Source organism: Pseudomonas sp. KU26590, assembly GCF_026153515.1.
Taxonomy (GTDB): Bacteria; Pseudomonadota; Gammaproteobacteria; order Pseudomonadales; family Pseudomonadaceae; genus Aquipseudomonas.
On sequence record NZ_CP110644.1, the window covers coordinates 650,246 to 667,489 of the forward strand.

General features: G+C 61.2%; 16 protein-coding genes and 1 pseudogene. 11 read left to right on the top strand and 6 right to left on the bottom strand.

The annotated features are described in order from the left end of the window. Positions 1–302: 302 nt before the first annotated feature. Positions 303–1,742, bottom strand: a complete 1,440-nt coding sequence (locus tag OKW98_RS02980; protein WP_265387914.1) for a coniferyl aldehyde dehydrogenase — start codon at positions 1,740–1,742, stop codon at positions 303–305. Between the two features lie 145 nt (positions 1,743–1,887). Here OKW98_RS02980 and OKW98_RS02985 point away from each other — a divergent pair, with 145 nt between their 5' ends. From OKW98_RS02985 to OKW98_RS02995, 3 genes are all read left to right on the top strand, one after another. Next, positions 1,888–3,084 carry an MFS transporter gene (locus tag OKW98_RS02985; protein ID WP_265387915.1) on the top strand — a complete coding sequence of 399 codons (1,197 nt, stop codon included), beginning with the start codon at positions 1,888–1,890 and terminating at the stop codon, positions 3,082–3,084. A 72-nt stretch (positions 3,085–3,156) separates the two neighbouring features. Next, positions 3,157–3,843, top strand: a complete 687-nt coding sequence (locus OKW98_RS02990; protein ID WP_265387916.1) for a TetR/AcrR family transcriptional regulator — start codon at positions 3,157–3,159, stop codon at positions 3,841–3,843. A 63-nt stretch (positions 3,844–3,906) separates the two neighbouring features. Beyond that, positions 3,907–4,761: a sulfurtransferase gene (locus OKW98_RS02995; protein ID WP_265387917.1), complete on the top strand. Its 855-nt coding sequence runs from the start codon at positions 3,907–3,909 to the stop codon at positions 4,759–4,761. A gap of 64 nt (positions 4,762–4,825) precedes the next feature. Here OKW98_RS02995 and OKW98_RS03000 read toward each other — a convergent pair whose 3' ends face one another. The 4 genes and pseudogenes from OKW98_RS03000 to OKW98_RS03015 form a co-directional block, all read right to left on the bottom strand. Continuing rightward, positions 4,826–5,842 carry a hydrolase gene (locus tag OKW98_RS03000; RefSeq protein WP_265387918.1) on the bottom strand — a complete coding sequence of 339 codons (1,017 nt, stop codon included), beginning with the start codon at positions 5,840–5,842 and terminating at the stop codon, positions 4,826–4,828. Beyond that, positions 5,826–6,446 (bottom strand): 16S rRNA (guanine(966)-N(2))-methyltransferase RsmD, encoded by a 621-nt coding sequence (gene rsmD / locus OKW98_RS03005; RefSeq protein WP_265387919.1) that lies wholly within the window; start codon positions 6,444–6,446, stop codon positions 5,826–5,828. The genes OKW98_RS03000 and rsmD overlap by 17 nt, the downstream gene beginning before the upstream one ends. Continuing rightward, positions 6,446–7,822: pseudogene (locus tag OKW98_RS03010) on the bottom strand (M16 family metallopeptidase); the annotation flags it as partial. The pseudogene OKW98_RS03010 and the gene rsmD, both read right to left, overlap by 1 nt. 116 nt (positions 7,823–7,938) lie before the next feature. Further along, the gene (locus OKW98_RS03015) at positions 7,939–9,291 is read right to left on the bottom strand and encodes a M16 family metallopeptidase (RefSeq protein ID WP_265387921.1); all 1,353 of its coding nucleotides are present in this window, start codon (positions 9,289–9,291) and stop codon (positions 7,939–7,941) included. Between the two features lie 278 nt (positions 9,292–9,569). On the opposite strand from OKW98_RS03015, the gene ftsY reads away from it, so the two are divergent. The 4 genes from ftsY (at position 9,570) to rpoH (ending at position 13,807) form a co-directional block, all read left to right on the top strand. After that, complete coding sequence (gene ftsY / locus OKW98_RS03020; RefSeq protein WP_265387922.1) at positions 9,570–11,123, top strand: signal recognition particle-docking protein FtsY; 1,554 nt, start codon at positions 9,570–9,572, stop codon at positions 11,121–11,123. After that, positions 11,120–11,791 carry a cell division ATP-binding protein FtsE gene (ftsE, locus tag OKW98_RS03025; RefSeq protein ID WP_037018829.1) on the top strand — a complete coding sequence of 224 codons (672 nt, stop codon included), beginning with the start codon at positions 11,120–11,122 and terminating at the stop codon, positions 11,789–11,791. Before ftsY ends, ftsE begins: the two co-directional genes overlap by 4 nt. After that, the gene (ftsX, locus tag OKW98_RS03030; RefSeq protein ID WP_265387923.1) at positions 11,788–12,810 is read left to right on the top strand and encodes a permease-like cell division protein FtsX; all 1,023 of its coding nucleotides are present in this window, start codon (positions 11,788–11,790) and stop codon (positions 12,808–12,810) included. Before ftsE ends, ftsX begins: the two co-directional genes overlap by 4 nt. A 142-nt stretch (positions 12,811–12,952) precedes the next feature. Continuing rightward, complete coding sequence (gene rpoH, locus OKW98_RS03035) at positions 12,953–13,807, top strand: RNA polymerase sigma factor RpoH (protein WP_065991120.1); 855 nt, start codon at positions 12,953–12,955, stop codon at positions 13,805–13,807. A gap of 194 nt (positions 13,808–14,001) precedes the next feature. Here the strand turns inward: rpoH and mtgA are convergent, their stop codons facing one another. Next, positions 14,002–14,712 carry a monofunctional biosynthetic peptidoglycan transglycosylase gene (mtgA, locus tag OKW98_RS03040; protein WP_265387924.1) on the bottom strand — a complete coding sequence of 237 codons (711 nt, stop codon included), beginning with the start codon at positions 14,710–14,712 and terminating at the stop codon, positions 14,002–14,004. A 75-nt stretch (positions 14,713–14,787) separates the two neighbouring features. Here mtgA and OKW98_RS03045 point away from each other — a divergent pair, with 75 nt between their 5' ends. From OKW98_RS03045 to trmB, 4 genes are all read left to right on the top strand, one after another. Beyond that, on the top strand, positions 14,788–15,171 hold the full coding sequence (locus OKW98_RS03045; RefSeq protein WP_065991125.1) for a DUF423 domain-containing protein: 384 nt from the start codon (positions 14,788–14,790) through the stop codon (positions 15,169–15,171). Between the two features lie 138 nt (positions 15,172–15,309). Further along, positions 15,310–15,510: a sulfur carrier protein ThiS gene (thiS, locus tag OKW98_RS03050; protein ID WP_265387925.1), complete on the top strand. Its 201-nt coding sequence runs from the start codon at positions 15,310–15,312 to the stop codon at positions 15,508–15,510. 66 nt (positions 15,511–15,576) lie between these two features. Further along, positions 15,577–16,371, top strand: coding sequence for a thiazole synthase (locus OKW98_RS03055; RefSeq protein ID WP_074892362.1), 795 nt, complete (start codon positions 15,577–15,579; stop codon positions 16,369–16,371). A gap of 55 nt (positions 16,372–16,426) precedes the next feature. Continuing rightward, entirely contained in the window at positions 16,427–17,140 is a 714-nt protein-coding gene (trmB, locus tag OKW98_RS03060) for a tRNA (guanosine(46)-N7)-methyltransferase TrmB (protein WP_265389636.1), read from the top strand. Positions 17,141–17,244: the final 104 nt, after the last annotated feature.

The following is a 17,244-nucleotide window of genomic DNA, read 5'->3' on the forward strand; positions in this document are numbered from 1 at the left end:
GGGTCGTCCTGGTCGGGGTTCGTTGGGGACTGGATGGTAGCGCAGCACGCTGAGCCGGCCAAGCTGCCGAAGAGTGCAGTGAGGCTTTGCAGTGTGGCGCTCGACGCCCTCCCGGCTAAAGCCAGTCCTACAGGATGACCGCGTTCAGAGAGTGGGACCGGCTTCAGCCGGGAAGAGGCCAGTCTGGGCGCCATCAGATTTGCGGTATGGCGCGAGATGCATTCCCGGCTAAAGCCGGCCCCACAATGTTCCACAGCCAGTCCCACTGGGGCGCGTTGTGTCAGTCAGAATTCGCACGCGCATCAGCGCACGAGCAGTCGCTGAATCAGCGTCTGGATCGCCTTTCCATAGGGCGGGTACAGCAGCCGTGCCGCGTTTAAGCGTTGCTTGATCAATACGCCTTTGGCATGGCTGAACGTCAGAAAACCCTCCTGTCCGTGGTAGTGGCCCATGCCCGACGCGCCGATGCCGCCGAAAGGCAAGTCGTCCTGAGCGACATGCAGCAGGGTGTCATTCAGGCAGACGCCGCCCGAATGTGTCTGCTCCAGCACGCGATTCTGTTCATGCCGGTCGTAGCCGAAGTAGTACAGCGCCAGTGGTCTGGGTCGCTGATTGATGTAGTCAAACGCCTGCTCGATTCGGTCATAGGGCACGATCGGCAGCAGCGGGCCGAAGATCTCATCCTGCATGATCAGCATGTCGTCGCTCACATCCAGAATCAGGCTGAACGGCATTCTGCGGTCCTGGCCCTCGGCGAACAGCTGAATCACCCGGGCACCTTTGGCTTGCGCATCGGCGAGGTATGAATTCAGCCGCGCGACGTGCCGCTGATTGATGATCGCGGTGTAGTCCGGGTTATCCGTCAGTGTCGGATAAAAGCGATTGACCGCTTCCTTGTAGGATTCGACGAATTCGTCGATGCGGTCCCTGGGCACCAGTACGTAGTCGGGCGCCACGCAGGTTTGTCCAGCGTTGAGGGTTTTACCAAAAGCGATGCGCTCGGCAGCGTCATTGAGCGGCACGTCTCGAGACACAATGGCGGGGGATTTGCCACCCAGTTCCAGCGTCACCGGGGTCAGATTTTCCGCTGCAGCGCGCATCACATGTCGCCCGACGCTGGTCGCGCCCGTGAACAATAAGTGATCAAACGGCAATTTCGAGAAGGCCACGCCGACGTCCGCCTCGCCCAGCACAACCCCGACGTGGTCTCCCGAAAACACCTGCGCCAGCAGGGCTTTCAACAAAGTGCCGGTTGCGGGCGTGGATTCGCTGAGCTTGAGCATCACGCGGTTACCCGCTGCCAAGGCGCCGACCAGCGGCCCGATGGCCAGATACAGCGGGTAATTCCAAGGCACCACCACGCCAATCACGCCCAATGGCTGATAAACGACTTTGGCGCTGGCGGGCTGGAACGCCATGCCGACGCTTCGGCGCGAAGGCCGCATCCATTTCTTCAAATGACGCTGGGCGTGGCGGATGTTGTGCAGGCAGGGCATCAGTTCGGCGAGGAGGGTTTCGTCGGCGCTGCGGTGGCTGAAATCCGCGCTGATCGCGTCGATGATCGCCTGACGCTCGGTGCTGAGCAGCGTGTGCAGGCGGTCGAGCCATTGCTTGCGTTCTTGCAGCGTCGGCATCGGATTAGCGGCGAACGCGCGGCGTTGTTCGTCGAATACACGCTCCAGATTGCTGCGCGGGGAAGGAGGATCGTCTGCAGATGGCAGAAAATTAGAGTCGACGGGCATCGCAGCGGTCCTTATTGAAGTTATGCGGTTTTTTAGAGTCATTGCTCTACGAAGTCAACGGCCCTTGCGCTTGATCACAGGCGCACCCCAGACTGCCCGGGTAAATACTGCACTGCCGCCCCGAAATACCTGACACGGAGTCTCAATGCGCACGGACTATCTGGCGTTTTTTCTTTCCCTGTTCCTCTCACGCCTCGCCGATCAGGTTCTCCTGTTTCTGGTGCCCCTGATTGTTTTCCAGACCACCAAAAGCGCGTCCCTGGCGGGGCTGGCGTTCTTCGTCGAGACGTTGCCGCGCTTCCTCGCATTCCCTATTTGCGGCGCACTCTGCGACAAATACTCGCCCATCCGGCTGCTGCACATCAGCCAGATCTACCGCGCCTTGATCTGTCTGGTCGCGATGGGGTTATACGGCCTGTTTGGGGGCATTGGCTGGCTGATCGGGCTGTCGGCGATCTGCGGCGTCCTGACCACCCAGGGGATCATGGCCCGGGAAGTGGCGATGCCGCATATTTTCCCGGATTACCGCTACGGCAAGACGCTGTCCTACTCTCAAATCGCCGACCAGAGCGGCCTTGTACTCGGCCCTTTGCTGGCGGCGCTGGCACTGGAGATCTGTCCCTGGTGGGGCGTCGTGATCGGTGTGGCAGTGGTTTTCGTCGCGGCGGATCTCGCCATGGGCGTCTGGCAACGCAACAGCGATGTCACGCTGGAGCGCTTCGATCAGCACCAAGGCCGCTGGACGCAGCCGTTGAAAATCGCCTTCGGACACATCTTCCGATTGGCCGAACTCAAAAAGATCATTTTGCTGGCGGTCGGGGTCAACCTGATTGTCGGCGTCACCCTGGCCAGCTCGGCCGCCATGGTGATCGGCTCATTCAGCGAGAGCAAAGATTACTACGCCGGCCTGCAGGCGGCGGGCGCCTTGCTGACCATCGCGATTCTGTTTGTCCTGGCACGGATCAGCCTGCCGCTGAAACTGCTCGGTGCGATGTCCTACATCGCCTTGCTGCTGGGTGCATTCATTACCGCCACGAGCGCGTCATCCGAGGTCTACCTCATCGGCTTTCTGCTGATCGTCGGCTTCGACAAGATGTTCAACGTGTACATGCGCAGCATTCGTCAGCGGGTCATCCCGGCGCGCGACTTCGGCAAAACCGTGGGCGTCATCACGCTGCTGAACAACCTGTCGCAACCGCTTGCCGGTCTGTTGGTCGGGGTGCTGACGGCGCCGATCGGGCTGCGCGGCGTCATTTTGATCAGCGCGCTGGCGGCAGCGGTGCTCGGCGTTGGCGTGGCAGCGGTGGTTCGGCTCAGGCTGGCGACTGCCGTGGAGCGATGAAGTCTGCAACGGGCCCGACGCTTGCGTTAACATCCGGCACATCCCTGTTACGTTTCGACGTTCGAGTTGAACATGGCGCCGCGCATCAAAACCGTACGCATCAACACCCGTGAACGCATCGTGCACAGCAGCCTGGAGCTGTTCAATCAGCAGGGCGAGCGCAGCGTCAGCACCAATCACATCGCTGCGCACATGGAAATGTCGCCCGGCAATCTGTACTACCACTTCCCCAACAAGCAGGCGATCATCGCCGAGTTGTTCACCGAATACGAAACGCTGGTCGACAGCTTTCTGCACCCGCCCAAGGGTCGTCTGCCGGGTGTTGAAGACAAGCGCCATTACTTGATGGCGATTCTCGACGGCATGTGGCGCTACCGTTTTCTGCACCGCGATCTTGAGCACTTGCTTGAAACCGATCCTGAACTGGCGGTGCGTTACCGACGCCTTTCCCAACACTGCCTGATCAAGGCGATGTCCATTTACGACGGGTTTGTCGACGCGCAGATCCTGAGCATGGACAAGGTCCAGATCGAATCGCTGACGCTCAATGCGTGGATCATCCTCACGTCATGGGTACGTTTTCTGTGCACCACGCGGGAAAACGCCGCTCACCTGAATGAAGACGCGATTCGTCGCGGCGTTTATCAGGTGCTGATGCTGGAAATGGCCTACGTCACGCCCCAGGCGCGGGAGGCGGTCAATGCCCTGTGCGCGGAGTTTTATGTGCCATTGGCCAAGGCACTGGAAGACGCTGGCTGAACCGTCCCGGCTGTCTCAATAAATCGTCATATCGCCCTTTTTTACTGCCTGCAGGAGCCTGTCATGTCCATCGCGCAATTGATCAGCCCGCAACAATTGTCAGAACGCCTGACCCAGCCCGGGCTTGTGATACTGGATTGTCGTTCGTCGCTGGACGATTTGGACTACGGCCAGCGAAGCTACGCTGAGGGCCATATCGAAGGCGCTTCCTACGCTGACTTGCTCAATGATCTCAGTGGGGCCATCACCAAGGGTGTCACCGGTCGCCACCCGCTGCCGGATGCGCAGGCGCTGATTGAGCGCTTGCGGTTCTGGGGTGTGAACAATCAGAGCGATATCGTGCTGTACGACGATGGGCCGGGTGCATATGCCGCCCGAGCCTGGTGGTTGCTGATGTGGTTGGGCAAGCGCGACGGTGTGTATGTGCTCGATGGCGGGCTCAAGGCCTGGCATGGGGCGGGTCTGCCGCTGAGCCTTGATCCGCCGCATCAACCCGAGGGCTCGTTCGACGGCGTACCGGATGACTCGATGGTGCTGACGGCCGAGCAGCTGCAGGCCCGCATCGGCGATGCCGGCATGACGTTGATCGACGCGCGTGCACCCGCGCGGTTCCGGGGTGAGGTCGAGCCTATCGACCCTATTGCGGGGCACATTCCCGGCGCGCAGTGCGCGGCGTTCACCGACAACCTCGGGCCGGATGGCCGCTTTCTCCCGGCGGATCAACTGAAGCAGCGCTTCGCCAAGGCTCTACAAGGCCGTCCTGCCCATGAGCTCGTCGCCTATTGCGGTTCTGGTGTGACGGCCTGTCACAACCTGTTTGCCTTGGCTCTCGCCGGGTATCCGCTGGGGGCGCTTTACGCAGGGTCGTGGAGCGAGTGGATCAATGATCCGCAGCGGGGCGTGGCGACGGGGGACTGAGGTGGCGGCGTGTGTGCCTCGCATCTGCCCATCGCCCAGCGCAGCACTAACGATCGTGCAGCCGTTAGCGGTTTGCCGACGCCCCATGGACGTCCGTCAGCCACGCCGGAATCCGTTGCTCCAGGTAATACGTGGGCGTTCTGATGGTGCCGCCGACAAAACCCACATGGCCGCCTTTTTTCTGCAGGTCGAACGCGGTGCTGGATGACAGCTCCGACGCCTCAGGCAGGCTGTGCTTGAACACGAACGGGTCGTCCAGGGACTGGATCAACAGGGTTGGCGTGCGGATGGCGCCGAGGAAGTACCGGCTGGAAGCGCGCCGGTAGTAATCATGGGCGTCCACGAAGCCATTGAGCGGCGCTGTCACGCGCCCGTCGAAATCCCAGAACGTGCGCATGTCTTTCAGCGAACCCAGCTTCGCCAGTTCTGCCAGCCCATCGCTGAGGCCTTCATGCTGGAAGCGTCTCTGCTTGTCCTTGATGTAGCCGACCATCTCGCGCATGAAGTGGCGTTGATAGACTTTCGAGAAGCCCAGCCCGATGCGGTCGGCGCATTCGTCCAGACGAAACGGCACCGACACCGCAGCAGCGCCTTGCAGGTGGCTGTCGAGTCCGGTTTCGCCAAGGTGCTTGAGCAAAATGTTGCCGCCCAGGGAGTACCCGACAGCGTAAAGCGGCGCCAACGGTCGGGCCTTGCGCAGATGATCGATCACCGCGGCAAGGTCTTCGCTGGCACCTGAGTGATAGCTGCGGGGCAACAGGTTGGGCTCCCCTGAACAGCCTCGCCAGTTGAGGGCGACGCTCGCCCAGCCCTGTTTCTCCATGGCGTGCTGCAGCCCGGCCACATAGGGGGAGTTGGACGAGCCGGTCAGACCGTGCAGCACGAGCACGACCGGCACAGTGGCGTCGTGCGGGCCATGCCAGTCCATGTCGAGGAAATCGCCGTCTTCCAGCCAGATGCGCTCGCGCCGACGCTCGAGGTGAGTGGTCGGACGCCAGAGCGGTCCCCACAGCGTCTGCAAGTGCGGGTTGCCCAGGCCGAACGCCGGGACGAACCCGCGAAGGTCAGCTCGCGACGGCACTGCGTTCCCACACCGCGTAGTGAACCTGACCTGCTTTCTTTTCACGGTGCAGGCGCCAGTTGGCGGGCATGCCCAGCGTCGACGGCGCGGTTTCGCTTTCGGTGTAGATCCACGCGTTGTCCGCCAGCCAGTTGCGCTCTTCCAGCAGCGTGCACGCCGGCATCAGCAAGTCCTGGTGGAACGGCGGGTCGAGGAACACGACGTCGAACTGTTCGGCCGGTTGGGTTTCCAGATGGCGAAGCGCGTCGCCAGTTGCGGTTTTGCCGACGGTGCAATGTAGCGCGCCGAGGTGTTCGCGCAGGCTGGAAATCGCCATCGAGTTGGTGTCCAGCGCCAGGCCCATGCTGGCGCCGCGGGACAGGGCTTCAAGGTACAGCGCGCCGCTGCCGGCGAACGGATCGAGGACGCGCGCGCCCTCGATGTAAGGGGCCAGCCAGTTGAACAGGGTTTCACGCACACGATCCGGCGTCGGGCGCAGACCGGGGGCGTCAGGGAAACTCAGACGCCGACTGCGCCATTCGCCGCCGATGATCCGCAGTTGGCCGAGGCCTGTGTGGATTTTGTGCCCTTTGTGGATACGCGGCGGCTTGGAAGTCGAGGTCATCAGTGCTCCGGAACGCCGAGCGGTTGCTCGGCGGGTTTGTCAGTAGGGGGTGGCAGCGGCTTCTGCGGGACGGTCGGACCTGCAGTCACGATCACCAGCTTGTCAGCGTCCAGATGTTTGTTCATCACGGTCTTGATCTGCTCGACCGTCACGCTCTGGGACTGCGTCATGAAATCTTCGAGGTAGGTCAGCGGCAGATTATAGAAGCCGACCGCGCCCAGTTGGCCAACGATGGCCGCATTGCTGGCAGTCGCCAGTGGAAAGCTGCCGGCCAGTTCGCGCTTGGCATCGTCGAGCTCTTTCTGGGTCGGGCCGTTGGCAAGGAAGTCACGGGTGATGTCCTTGACCAGCTTGAGCGTGTTTTCGCTCAACTCGGCGCGCGTCTGCAGGCTGATCATGAACGGACCCTGTGCCTGCATCGGCGTGAAGCCTGAAGACACACCGTAGGTCAGGCCGCGTTTTTCCCGCACTTCGGTCATCAGACGGCTGCCGAAGCCGCCGCCACCGAGGATCGAGTTGCCCAGTGACAGGGCCGCGTAGTCATGATCGCCGCGGGTGATGCCCAGTTCAGCCAGCATCAGGTGCGTCTGCTTGGACGGAAACTCGATGTGGGTTTCACTCGGCTTGGGTTCGATCGGTGCGACGGTTTGTGTCAGCGCCGGACCTTTGGGCAGCGCGACTGAAACCTGGGCCGCCACCGCTTCGGCTTCAGCGCGCGTCAGGTCGCCAACCAGCGCGATGACCGCGTTGCCAGCGGCGTAGGCCTTGGCATGAAAGGCCTTGAGCTGAGCCAAGGTCAGAGGCGCGATGCTTTTGGCCGTGCCCATGCTCGGGTGCGCGTAAGGATGATCGCCGTACAACCGCTTGAACAGCTCGTCGCCTGCCAGCTTGCCCGGGTTCTGCTTCTGATATTCAAAGCCGGCCAGCAGCTGGTTTTTGATTCGTGCCAGCGAGTCCGCCGGGAACGTCGGTTTGCCCACCACTTCGGCAAACAGTTTCAAGGCCGGCTCACGTTTGTCGGGGGCGCTCAGGCTGCGCAGCGAGGCGATCGCCATGTCGCGATAGGAGCCGTTGCCGAAATCGGCGCCCAGTCCTTCGAAACCTTCGGCGATGGCGCTGACGTTCTTGCCTTTGACGCCCTCGTTGAGCATCGCGTTGGTGACCAGCGCAATGCCTGGAGTGGCACCGTCCTGGCTGCTGCCGGCCGCGAACAGCAGGCGCATGTCGAACATCGGCAGCTCGTGGGCTTCAACAAAGAGCACGCGAGCGCCTTCAGCCGTATTCCACGACTGGATGTTCAGCGAGCGGCGAGCAGGCGCTTTACCGTCCAGTTCTTTCAGGGATTCCAGCGTACTGGCCGCCTTGTCGATGGCTTTCGGGGCTTCGTCGGCAGTCTCTGCCATCGCCGATCCCGCACCCAACAGGCCAAACGTCACGGCGAGTGCGAAGGAGCAGGCCCGCGTTCGCGCAAAGCGGGATTCGATGCGCTGGCTCATTGGGCTTTCTCCTCAGGCAAAACATGCGCAACGGCAAGGCGCTCGCGGGTGAAGTAAGTGCGTGCAGCTTTCAGGATGTCTTCCGGTGTCACGCTTTGCAGCGCTGCCAGTTCCTGATCGATGAGCTTCCAGGACAGCCCCACCGTTTCCAGTTCGCCAATGGTGCTGGCCTGACTGGTAATGGAATCGCGCTCGTAGACTAACCCGGCGATCACCTGGGCCCTGACGCGTTCCAGCTCTTCCTTGGCGGGCGGCTTGGTTTTCAACTCGTCGAGCAGGCGCCAGATGCCGGCTTCGGCGTCGGCGAGGGTTTTCTTTTTCTGCTGGTTGGGCGTGGCGCTGATGGTGAACAGGCTGTCGCCGCGGGTGTAGGCGTCGTAGTCGGACGAGGCCCCGGTCACCAGCTCTTCGCCGCGCTCCAAACGGGTCGGGATGCGCGCGCTGTAGCCGCCGTCGAGCAAGGCCGAAATCAGGCGCAGTGCGTTGACTGACTGTGGATCGGTGGCGGTGGCCAGGCTCGGCACGTTGAAGCCATACATCAGGCTCGGCATCTGCGTGGCGACATGCACAGTGATCTGGCGCAGACCAGGTTCGGCAAGCTCCAGCGGCTTTTTCGAAGGCGGTACATCGCGGCGCGGAACCGGGCCGAAGAAGCGCTCAGCCAAGGCTTTCACCTCATCGGGCTTCACGTCACCGACCACCACCAGCGTGGCGTTGTTGGGCGCGTACCAGGATTCATACCAGTGGCGCAGCTCCTCGACCTTCATGCGCTCAAGGTCGGCCATCCAGCCGATAGTCGGCGTGTGGTAGCCGCTGGCGGGGTAGGCGATGGCCTTGAAGCGCTCATAGGCCTTGGCGTTCGGCTTGTCATCGGTGCGCAGGCGGCGCTCTTCCTTGATGACTTCGATCTCCCGCGCGAACTCTTCAGGGGGCAGGCGCAGGGTGGCCATGCGGTCGGCTTCCAGTTCGAAGGCAACGGCCAGTCGATCACGGGCGAGCACTTGGTAATAAGCGGTGTAGTCGTCGCTGGTGAAAGCGTTCTCTTCCGCGCCCAGATCGCGCAGGATCAGCGATGCTTCGCCGGGGCCGGCCTTGGAGCTGCCCTTGAACATCATGTGTTCCAGCGCATGGGAAAGGCCCGTCTGGCCGGGCGTCTCGTAGCTGGAGCCGACCTTGTACCAGACCTGCGAAACCACGACCGGTGCGCGGTGATCTTCACGCACGACGACCTTCAGGCCGTTGTCCAGCGTGAATTCGGTGGTGGGTTGAGGGTCGGCAGCCGATGCGGCGAAGGGCAAACAGATTGTGCTGAGCAGCAGGCCTGCGGCACAGCGGGCTAGAGCATTCATTCGTGATTTGAACCTTGGAGACGGCCTGCTTAGCGTCAGCGGGCGCGGGGTGTTAGGATAGCGGCCAGTTTGCCTGACGACTATGGCTAAGATGTCCGAGCCGTAAACAGACCTTGTAAGACCTGGCCCGAATTCGCATGTAGGACGGTCCGGCGACGGTCCGATTATTTGACGTGGGCAACCTATGAACAAGCGGACATAAAAGCAGTCTGTTTCGCATACAGAATTTTTCAGAGGCGCCGCTCTGGCGCGTCGTTACCGTGAGATAGCCGTCCTCCATGTTTGGTTCCAACGACGACAAGAAGACCCCAGCCCCGGCTGGCGAGAAAAAAGGCCTGTTCGGATGGCTGCGCAAAAAGCCGCAGGAAGCCACTCCCGAGCCGCCTCAGAATACCCCCGCACCAGCGCCAGAATCCGTGTCCGATCAGGCCCCGGCTGTTGCTGAGCAGCACAACGCCCCGGTCATCCCGGCCGAGCGCGCGCCGCAATCCGCGCCGCAGCCCTTGCCACAAACAGCTACGACTGAAGCGCTTTTGGCCCCGGTCGAAGATCCTTGGCTTCACCTGCCCGTTGCTGACGAGCCAGTGGCCTTCACCGATGAGCGCGAGCCTCACGTTACGCCGCCCATTCCGGTTCACACCGAGTCCAACGTGGAACCCGCAGCCGCTCTACATGCGGATGTACCTGCTCAACCGGCGATCATCGACACCGCGTCGTCCGAAGTGGCGCCGTCCATCGAGCCGACCCCGGTCGCGCTGCCTGATCCGGTTTCTGGCAATGATCTCCCGTCGTTGACGCCGCCTTTGACCACAGCGCCGAGGGTTCCAGCCGCGGCTGCCGTGCCCGTTCTTGAAACCAGCGTGCCCCCTGTCCCGCTCGAAGGATCCGCCGAACCCAAGCAACCTGGTTTCTTCGCGCGTCTGAAACAGGGCCTGTCGAAAACCAGCGCCAGCCTGGGCGAAGGGATGGCCAGCCTGTTCCTCGGCAAGAAAGCCATCGACGACGACATGCTCGACGAGCTGGAAACCCGGCTATTGACCGCAGACGTCGGTGTGGAAGCAACGTCGACGATCGTGCGTAACTTGACGCAAAAAGTGGCGCGCAAGCAGCTCACCGACAGCGACGCGCTGTATAAGTCGCTGCAGAACGAGCTGACTGAAATGCTCAAACCAGTGGAAGCCCCGCTGGTCATTACTTCACAGCACAAGCCCTTTGTGATCCTGGTGGTAGGCGTTAACGGCGCGGGTAAAACCACTACCATCGGCAAGCTTGCCAAGAAGCTTCAGCTGGAAGGCAAAAAAGTCATGCTGGCGGCAGGCGATACTTTCCGCGCCGCAGCGGTTGAGCAGTTGCAGGTTTGGGGCGAGCGCAACAAGATCCCGGTGATCGCCCAGCACACTGGCGCTGACTCGGCTTCGGTGATTTTTGATGCCGTTCAGGCTGCCAAGGCGCGAGGTGTCGACGTGTTGATCGCAGACACCGCGGGCCGCCTGCACACCAAAGACAACCTGATGGAAGAGTTGAAGAAGGTTCGTCGCGTGATCGGCAAGCTCGACGCCGATGCGCCCCACGAAGTCCTTCTGGTGCTGGACGCTGGCACGGGCCAGAACGCGATCAATCAGGCCAAGCAGTTCCACCAGACAGTCCAGCTGACCGGCCTTGCGCTGACCAAGCTCGACGGCACGGCAAAAGGGGGCGTGATCTTCGCCCTGGCCAAACAATTCGGCCTGCCGATTCGATACATTGGTGTCGGTGAAGGCATCGACGATCTGCGAACCTTCGAAGCCGAACCGTTCGTCCAAGCCCTATTCGCCGAGCGGGAGCGCCCATGATTCGTTTCGAACAGGTCGGTAAACGCTATCCGAACGGACACGTCGGCCTGCATGAGCTGAGCTTTCGAGTACGTCGTGGTGAATTTCTGTTTGTGACCGGTCACTCCGGCGCAGGCAAGAGCACCTTGCTGCGCCTGCTGCTGGCGATGGAACGTCCGACCACCGGCAAGCTTTTGCTGGCAGGTCAGGACCTGGGCCAGATCAGCACCGCGCAGATCCCGTTTTTGCGTCGGCAGATCGGCGTGGTGTTCCAGAACCACCAGTTGCTGTTTGATCGCACGGTGTTCAACAACGTCGCGCTGCCGCTGCAAATCCTCGGTCTGTCCAAAACCGAGGTAGTGAAGCGCGTCGATTCGGCCCTTGAGCGCGTTGCGTTGTCGGACAAAGCCGAGCTGTACCCGGGCGACTTGTCCACCGGTCAGCAACAGCGCGTCGGTATCGCCCGCGCCATCGTTCACCGCCCGGCCCTGCTGTTGGCGGACGAACCCACCGGTAACCTCGACCCGCGTCTGGCCGCCGAAATCATGGGTGTGTTCGAAGACATCAACCGACTGGGCACCAGCGTGCTGATTGCGAGCCACGACTTGGCGCTGATCGCGCGGATGCGTCATCGCATGCTGACGTTGCAGCGCGGCCGATTGATCGGCGACGGGGAGGCTGGCGTATGAGTGCCACCCGCAGCCCCAAGGTGTCCGAGCGCGTCGCGGCCAAGGCGTCAGACCCGGCGCCGCAAAAGAAGAAACACGATGACGACGATGGCCCGAGCTTCGGTGCGTTGTTCAGCGCCTGGATCGAAGCGCATCGTTCAAGCCTGCTGGACAGCCTGCGCCGTTTGGGCAAGCAGCCGATTGGCAGTTTCTTTACCTGTCTGGTGATGGCGATCGCGCTGAGCTTGCCGATGGGCCTTTCGCTGTTGCTGAGCAATGTCGAGCGCCTTGGTGGGTCGTGGCAGCGTGCGGCGCAGATATCGCTGTACCTCCAACTGGAAGCGTCGCCGAGCGAAGGCGAAGGCCTGGTCCGCCAGATCAAGGAAATGCCGGGCGTTGCCGATGCCGAGTACATCAGTCGTGATGAGGCGCTGAACGAGTTCCAGAAACAGTCCGGTCTGGGCGAGGCGTTGAAGGAACTGCCTGAAAACCCGCTGCCCGGTGTTGTGCTGGTCACGCCACTGGAGGTTGACAAAGCCGCGCTGGAGGCATTACGTACACGTCTCGCCGAGTTGCCTAAAGTGCAGCAGGCCCAACTCGATCTGGTCTGGGTCGAGCGGCTGGCAGCCATTCTCAAGCTGGGCGATCGATTCGTCTTTGGTCTGACGGTGTTGCTGGTCGCAGCGCTGCTATTGGTCATCGGCAACACCATTCGTCTGCACATCGAGAACCGTCGCACGGAAATCGAGGTCATCAAGTTGGTGGGCGGCACCGACAGCTACGTGCGTCGGCCCTTCCTTTATATGGGTGCGTTGTACGGGCTCGGTGCCGGGGTTTTGTCTTGGGGCGTACTGGCGTTCGGGCTGGACTGGCTGAACGATGCGGTGGTCAAGCTGGCCGGGTTGTACGGCAGTGATTTCGCCCTCGCGGGTGTACCGGTTTCCGATGGCTTGTCACTCTTGCTTGGGGCGGTGCTGTTGGGGTATATCGGTGCGTGGATTGCGGTAGCACGCCATTTGAGAGAGTTGGCGCCTCGTTAGTGATGTGAGTGTTGTGTTGTCATGATTTCTGAGTAAATTTTGTTTCACCTATTGACTTTTCAGCTGAGGGAACTTGTCTAGCGGTTCCCGGTCAATTTCGCAGTGCTGAACTGCACGAGTTATGTGTCGGAGGTTTTTCCGTATGACCAATTCTTTGCAACCTGCTTATGCCTTGGTTCCGGGTGCAAACCTGGAAGCCTACGTGCATACGGTAAACAGCATTCCACTGCTGACGCCTGAGCAGGAGCGTGAACTGGCCGAGAGTCTCTATTACGAGCAGGATCTAGGGGCGGCTCGGCAGATGGTGCTCGCCCACCTGCGATTTGTCGTGCATATCGCACGCAGTTATTCCGGTTACGGACTGGCTCAGGCTGACCTGATTCAGGAAGGTAACGTTGGCCTGATGAAGGCCGTCAAGCGCTTCAACCCAGAGATGGGCGTGCGCCTGGTGTCCTTTGCAGTGCACTGGATCAAGGCCGAGATTCACGAGTTCATCCTGCGCAACTGGCGCATCGTGAAGGTCGCGACCACCAAGGCTCAGCGCAAGCTTTTCTTCAACCTGCGCAGCCAGAAGAAGCGTCTGGCCTGGCTGAACAACGAAGAAGTCCATCGCGTGGCGGAGAGCCTGGGCGTCGAGCCCCGCGAAGTGCGCGAGATGGAAAGCCGTCTGACGGGCCACGACATGGCGTTCGACCCGGCAGCAGAAGCCGATGACGACAGCGCCTTCCAGTCGCCGGCCAACTACCTGGAAGACCATCGTTACGATCCGGCGCGTCAGCTGGAAGATTCCGACTGGACTGACAGCTCCACGGCCAACCTGCACGAAGCGCTGAACGTGCTCGACGACCGCAGCCGCGACATTCTGTATCAGCGCTGGCTGGCAGAAGAAAAGGCGACGCTGCACGACCTGGCCGAGAAGTACAACGTGTCTGCCGAGCGGATTCGTCAGCTCGAGAAGAGCGCGATGAACAAGCTGAAGCTGTCGATCGCTGCCTGATCGATTGCCCTGCTGAAACGCAAAACGCCCCGAGATGATCGGGGCTTTTTTGTTTGTGGGTCCGACGCTAAATCTGGTTGCCCCCAACGACAATCCGTAGGAGCCGGCTTGCTGGCGAACCACATATGGCATTCGCTAGCTAAGTGTCTGAACGCGCGCATTCGCCAGCAAGCCGGCTCTACAGGGATCGTGGCTTACCACTTGCGGCTGTGATTCAGCGCGATCAAATACTCATCCCCACCCAACTGGCGCATCTGCTGGCGGATCCAGCCGGCGCGGCGTGAGACGTAGCTGCTGGGATGGCTGGCGCTCCATTCCCGCGGGTTGGGCAGGACCGCGGCCAGATAGCTCGCCTGTTGCGTGGAAAGCTGGCCTGCATTCACATGGAAGTGATGCTGCGCAGCGGCCTGGGCGCCGAAGACACCGTCGTCCCATTCCACGCTGTTCAGGTACACCTCGAGAATGCGCTGCTTGGACCAGAACACCTCGATCAGCGCGGTGAACCAGGCTTCCAGGCCTTTGCGGAAGTAACTGCGGCCCGACCACAGAAACAGGTTTTTCGACACCTGTTGGCTCAGCGTACTGGCCCCGCGCAGGGAGCCGCCGCGCTCGTTATGAACCAGTGCCGCCTGAATGGCGTCGATATCGAAACCCCAGTGCTCGGCGAACTTCTGGTCTTCGCCAGCGATGACGGCGATTTTCAGATCATCGGAGATGTTGTCCCATGACTCCCAGTCGCGCTGCAGGTCAATGGGCTGACCGTCGAACCAGGATTCGATCTTGCGTTCGACCATCAGCGCGGTAAACGGAGGAGGGACCCAACGGAAAATCAGCACCAGAACGACACTTGCCGCTGCGAAACAGAGCAGGCCTTTGGCGATACGACGGAGAAGTAATTGCAGCATAGAGATGGCTTGGCCGAACCGTTTGAGCGGGCCATTATACAGACCACGCTTCATTGAACTTGCCTGGAGTTGTACATGTTACGAACCTTTCTGATGCTGGCCTCCTTCTTCGGATTCACTGGCGTCGCCCTCGGCGCGTTCGCGGCCCATGGCCTGAAAAACCGTTTGACGCCCGAATACCTGGCGGTCTTCCACACCGGCGTGCTCTACCAACTGATTCATGCGCTGGCGATTTTTGGCGTGGCACTGCTGGCAATGCAGATCCAGGGCCGGCTCGTCACCTACGCGGGGATCTCTTTCACACTGGGCATCATCCTGTTTTCCGGCAGTCTCTACCTGATGACGCTGACCGGCGCGACCAAGCTGGGCATCATCACCCCCTTCGGCGGCCTGTTTTTCCTGATTGGCTGGGCGATTCTGGGCTGGACGGCATGGCGCCTGGGTCTCGACACACTCTAATCCCTACTGCACGCACGCCTATCGCTAACGCGCAGCAAGCATCGGCCATGCCTGAGACGAATGGCGTGGCTTTGCCTTGGTCATACCGACCGATCGGGCTAGAATGCTCGCCCCCTAAAATGATGGCTGCCCCCTCGCATGCGCATTCAGTTGAACGGTGAGTCCTTTGAGCTGCCCGGCGGCGAGACCGTTGCGGGATTGCTGACACGTCTGGATCTGACCGGGCGCCGAATCGCCGTCGAGCTCAATCTGGACATCGTCCCGCGCAGCCAGCATGCCGCCACGACGCTGACCGAAGGCGATCAGGTCGAAGTCGTGCACGCCATCGGTGGCGGCTAGCCTTCGACGTGCCGCAGGCCTGATCCGCAAGCACTGCAAGAACCTCAACCGTAAAGAGGAATTCAGATGAGCAACGTTCGCAGCGACAAGCCGTTTACCGTGGCCGGTCGTACTTTTCAGTCGCGCCTGCTGGTCGGCACTGGCAAGTACACGGACATGGAACAGACCCGACTGGCCATCGAAGCCTCGGGCGCCGAGATCGTCACCGTTGCAGTGCGCCGGACCAACCTGGGGCAGAACCCGGGCGAACCGAACCTGCTCGATGTGCTGCCGCCGGACCGCTACACCATCCTGCCGAACACGGCCGGTTGCTACGACGCCATCGAAGCCGTGCGCACCTGCCGCCTGGCTCGCGAGCTGCTCGATGGCCACAATCTGGTCAAGCTGGAAGTCCTCGCTGACCAGAAAACCCTGTTCCCCAATGTCATCGAAACCCTCAAGGCGGCCGAAACGCTAGTCCGGGACGGCTTCGACGTCATGGTCTACACCAGCGATGACCCGATCATTGCCCGCCAGCTCGCCGAAATCGGTTGCTGCGCGGTAATGCCCCTCGCGGGCCTGATCGGTACTGGCCTGGGGATCTGCAACCCGTACAACCTGCAGATCATCCTGGAAGAATCAAAAGTCCCGGTACTGGTGGATGCCGGTGTCGGCACTGCGTCCGATGCCACCATCGCCATGGAGCTGGGCTGCGAGGCGGTGCTGATGAACTCGGCCATCGCTCACGCGCAGCACCCGGTGCTGATGGCCGAAGCCATGAAACACGCGATTCTGGCGGGCCGCATGGCTTATCTGGCCGGTCGTATGCCCAAGAAACTCTATGCCAGCGCGTCCTCGCCGCTGGATGGTCTGATCAAGTAAGAGCCTGTTGATGATTGATTCGCAAACGCCCGACCCACTTCCGGACGATGAAGTGATGAATGACGAAAATGCCAAAACGCGAGGCGATGACAGCCATCACCGTCGCATCAAGAGCTTCGTGATGCGCGCCGGTCGCATGACCGAAGGCCAACAACGCGGTCTGGACCAAGGCAAGGAGCTGTTCGTGCTGCCGCTGGCCGACGCCCCGGTTGATTTCGATCAGGTGTTTGGCCGCTCGGCCCCGCGCACCCTCGAGATCGGTTTTGGCATGGGCCACTCGCTGCTGGAAATGGCAGCCGCCTCGCCAGAGCAGGATTTCATCGGTGTGGAAGTCCATCGTCCGGGCGTCGGCGCGTTGCTCAACGGCGTGCTGACTCAGGGGCTCACCAACCTGCGCGTTTACGATTGCGATGCGATTGAAGTGCTCAACCGCTGCGTGGCCGACAACAGCCTGGACCGGCTGATGCTGTTCTTCCCGGACCCGTGGCACAAGTCGCGCCATCACAAGCGCCGCATCGTTCAAGCCGAATTTGCCGAGCTGGTGTGCACCAAGTTGAAGCCGGGCGGCGTGCTGCACATGGCGACCGACTGGGAACCGTATGCCGAATACATGCTGGAAGTGATGAATGTCGCGCCGGGTTACCGCAACCTGGCCGACGACGGCAAATGCGTTCCGCGCCCTGCGGAACGTCCGATCACCAAATTCGAGCGCCGTGGCGAACGCCTCGGTCACGGGGTCTGGGATCTGAAGTTCGAAAAGCTGGCCTGATCACTTTTCGACCAATAGCGGCCCAATAGCGGCCGCTTTTGAGTTTTTACAGCGCATTTCAGCCGCTAACTGCCTTGTATGACGAACCCTTCGATTTCTTCCTA